Raw genomic sequence first — 3,471 nt, forward strand, 5'->3', positions numbered from 1 at the left:
CGACAATATTGGTCATCGTGACCACGCCCGCGACCGAGAGATCGATGCCGCCCGTCAGCAGCGCCATGGTCTGACCGGTCGCGACCAACCCAAGAAACGCGGTGACCTGAAGAATATTTAGGATCTGTTCAGGTTTGAGCATGGCGGGCGAAACGATGGACGCCACGATATAAAGAAGAACAACTGCGGCCCAGACAGGGGATCGGCGAAGCAGACCCGATGCACGTGTCCCGATCATCACTACTCACCCCTCTTAGCCGCTTGCGGGCCTGACCCTGAGCGGCCAGTCACTCTGTTCAGTGATCTCTTATGTCCAGCGCTCTACCACAATCAACGCGGCATGCCAAATAGGTTGCGGCGAAAACTGCAGGCATTATACTGGGACCTGTCAGATAGGTTGTGACCATGGGAGAGGAAATGGGGGTGAGCGCGCCGGAAGAGGCGGCTTCGGGCGAGCAGCCATCGAGCCTCGTCGACAGGGTGATGTCCGAAGTCAGCCGCCATATCCGCGATAACACCCTGCCGGTCGGAGCGACCTTGCCAAGTGAGGCTGAATTTGCGGCGCGTGCCGGGGTCTCTCGCGCTGTCGCGCGGGAGGGGTTTCGCGGCCTTGCGGCGTTGAAGCTGATCGATATCGGCAATGGCCGGCGCGCACGTGTGGCAGCTGCCGATGAGACTGTGACAAGTCTGCTGATCGAGCATGCGGTCCACACCAAGCAGGTCAATATCCAGCAGATTCTTGATGTGCGCCGCTCAATCGAGCTGCGCACCGTGGTTCTAGCCGCATTGCGGCGCACGACGCGGGAGGCGAGCGACATCACCTCTATCGCCGAAGAGATGCTGCAGCGCTTCGACGAGCCAACTCGCGTGATGGAACTCGACATGTCCTTCCACGAATTAGTTGCACGGGCCTCTCGCAACCCCCTGTTCTCGCTGCTGGTGGGATCCTTCCGCGTCATTACCCACGAAACCTGGGCGATCGGCTGGGCCAGCCGGCCCAATGACGAGGCGCGCCGCGAAAGTGTCGGCAGCCACTCCCTGATTGCGTCAGCCATCGAGGCGCGCAATCCGCAAGCGGCCGAACGAGCGATGGCGGATCATTTTGACCTCACGATCAAAGCCCTTCTCAACGCCGGCGTGACCTGACCACCCAAGCTATCACGCAACGCGGCACCGTAAAAAAGACGATCAGGAAAGCAGTCCATGAAGATCACCGGAATTGAGACCCTCTCGGCACGAGAATTCGAAAACGTCCTGTGGGTCCGCATCCACACCGACGAAGGACTGATCGGCCTCGGCGAAACCTTCTATGGAGCGGGCGCTGTCGCGTCCCACATTCATGACACGCTGGCCGCACGACTGCTGGGACGCGATCCGCTGCGTATCGAGGCCATTCACAAGGAACTGGTCAATCTGCCGATGGCGCAGTCGAGCACCGGGACCGAGTATCGCGCCGCCTCCGCGATCGATATCGCGCTGTGGGATGTCTGGGGCAAGGCGAGCAGCCTGCCCGTGCATCAGCTTTTGGGTGGTCTCTGCCGCGACAAGCTGCGCGTCTACAACACCTGCGCCGGCTATCAATATGTGCGCAACCGTGACATCCGCCCCGTCAATACCTGGAACATCGGCGCGGCTGGCCCCTACGAGGATCTCCAGGCCTTCACCACAGATGCCGGCGCGCTGGCCGAAAATCTGCTCGAGAACGGCATCAATGCGATGAAGATCTGGCCGTTCGACCCGGCAGCGCGGGAGACCGGTGGAGTCGATATTTCATCCGAACAGCTCAAGACTGCCCTCAAGCCATTCGAATTGATCCGGAAGCGGGTGGGCGACCGCATGGAGATCATGGTCGAGTTCCACTCGCTTTGGAATCTCACCACTGCCAAGCGCATCGCGCGCGCCCTGGAGCCCTACGAGCCTACCTGGTTCGAAGATCCGATCCGCATGAATTCCAGCCAGGCACTGGCGGAATACACACGCTCCACGCATGTGCCGGTCTGCGCCAGCGAGACGCTCGGCTCGCGATGGGCCTATAAGGAGATGCTGGATCGCGATGCCATCGGCGTCGTCATGGTCGATCTCTGCTGGACCGGCGGCTTGACGGAGGGGCGCAAGATCGCGGCCATGGCTGAGACCTATCACAAGCCCTTCGCGCCGCATGATTGTATCGGCCCGGTCGGCTTCGCGGCGGCGGTTCACATGTCGTTCAGTCAGCCGAATACGCTCATTCAGGAATCGGTGCGCGCCTTCTATGCCGGCTGGTACAAGGAACTCGTGACCGAGGTTCCAGTCATCAGGGACGGGTACGTATTGCCGATGGCGGGTCCTGGCCTGGGCACCGAGCTTCAGCCAGCCGTGTTCGAGCGCACCGATCTCGTCGTCCGCCGGACTGACGTCTGAGCATGTCCAAGCTCTTCGATCTTTCCGGCAAGACGGCTCTCATCACAGGGTCTTCCGGTGGCCTCGGCCTCGCGATGGCGCGCGGTCTTGCGGAGGCCGGCGCCGCGATCATGCTCAACGGGCGCGACGCCGGCAGGCTCGCGGACGCCGAACGCGGCTTGGCGGCGGCAGGACATGCCGTCTCCGTCAGCGCTTTCGATGTGACGGATGAAGCGGGCATTATGGCTGCCTTCGCAGGCTTCGACGCGGCGGGCACGGAGATCGATATCCTGGTCAACAACGCCGGCATTCAGTTTCGCAAGCCGATGCTGGACCTTGACGTCGCAGACTGGCGGCGCGTGGTGGAGACCAATCTGACCAGCGCCTTCCTCATTGGCCGTGAGGCGGCCCGCCGCATGGTCGCCCGCGGTATGGGCGGCAAGATCGTCAACATCGGATCGCTGACGAGTGAAGTGGCGCGCGCTACGGTCGCCCCCTACACTGCCGCCAAGGGCGGCATCAAGCTGCTGACGCGCTCGATGGCGGCCGAGTGGGCGAAGCACGACATCCAGTCCAACGCGATTGGCCCTGGCTACATCATCACTGAGATGAACAAGGCCCTGGTTGAAGACGCAGCCTTCGACGGCTGGGTGCGCAGCCGCACGCCCGCCGCGCGATGGGGCACGCCCGAGGACCTCATCGGGGCGGTCGTATTCCTAGCATCTCCGGCGGCCGCCTATGTCAACGGCCAGATTCTATACGTCGACGGCGGCATGCTCGCCGTTCTTTAGACGCACCCGGACTGCGAATAGTACCTGCTGGCGTGGTCGGTAGCCAGTCGCGCGGACAGCCTATAGCGGTTCCGGCGCGACCGGACGCGATACTCGGTCGGCGGGCAACCAGCTGAGCGGCTTCGCTGATGCATAATCGGCGACTTATGAGCGTTCGCGCGGCTCTACAACGCCGGTGCCGCCCACCAAGCGGTGCAGGCCGTATTGCGACAAATCACCCAAGAACCTCAGCCAATCTTCGTGGGTCACGAACTGACAGCAGAGACGCGCGCCATGCTGCAGGATAGAACTATGACGCTAG

General features: G+C 62.3%; 3 protein-coding genes and 1 pseudogene. 3 read left to right on the top strand and 1 reads right to left on the bottom strand.

The genetic code is table 11. The annotated features are described in order from the left end of the window. Positions 1-241: pseudogene (locus tag VL752_RS14580) on the bottom strand (hypothetical protein); the annotation flags it as partial. A 182-nt stretch (positions 242-423) separates the two neighbouring features. On the opposite strand from VL752_RS14580, the gene VL752_RS14585 reads away from it, so the two are divergent. From VL752_RS14585 to VL752_RS14595, 3 genes are read left to right on the top strand one after another with little or no spacing between them, the layout of a single operon-like run. Then, complete coding sequence (locus tag VL752_RS14585; protein ID WP_325356511.1) at positions 424-1,146, top strand: FadR/GntR family transcriptional regulator; 723 nt, start codon at positions 424-426, stop codon at positions 1,144-1,146. A gap of 57 nt (positions 1,147-1,203) precedes the next feature. Continuing rightward, on the top strand, positions 1,204-2,400 hold the full coding sequence (locus tag VL752_RS14590; RefSeq protein ID WP_325356513.1) for a mandelate racemase/muconate lactonizing enzyme family protein: 1,197 nt from the start codon (positions 1,204-1,206) through the stop codon (positions 2,398-2,400). Between the two features lie 2 nt (positions 2,401-2,402). Then, on the top strand, positions 2,403-3,170 hold the full coding sequence (locus VL752_RS14595; protein ID WP_325356515.1) for an SDR family oxidoreductase: 768 nt from the start codon (positions 2,403-2,405) through the stop codon (positions 3,168-3,170). The last annotated feature ends 301 nt before the right edge of the window (positions 3,171-3,471 follow it).

The sequence above is a fragment of the Acidisoma sp. genome, from assembly GCF_035492295.1.
Lineage (GTDB): Bacteria > Pseudomonadota > Alphaproteobacteria > Acetobacterales > Acetobacteraceae > Acidisoma.

What these genes read in the sequence shown, in the direction of transcription:
- VL752_RS14590 (WP_325356513.1), top strand. Translation starts at nt 1,204, where the DNA reads ATGAAGATCACCGGAATTGAGACCCTCTCGGCACGAGAATTCGAAAAC.
- VL752_RS14595 (WP_325356515.1), top strand. Translation starts at nt 2,403, where the DNA reads ATGTCCAAGCTCTTCGATCTTTCCGGCAAGACGGCTCTCATCACAGGG.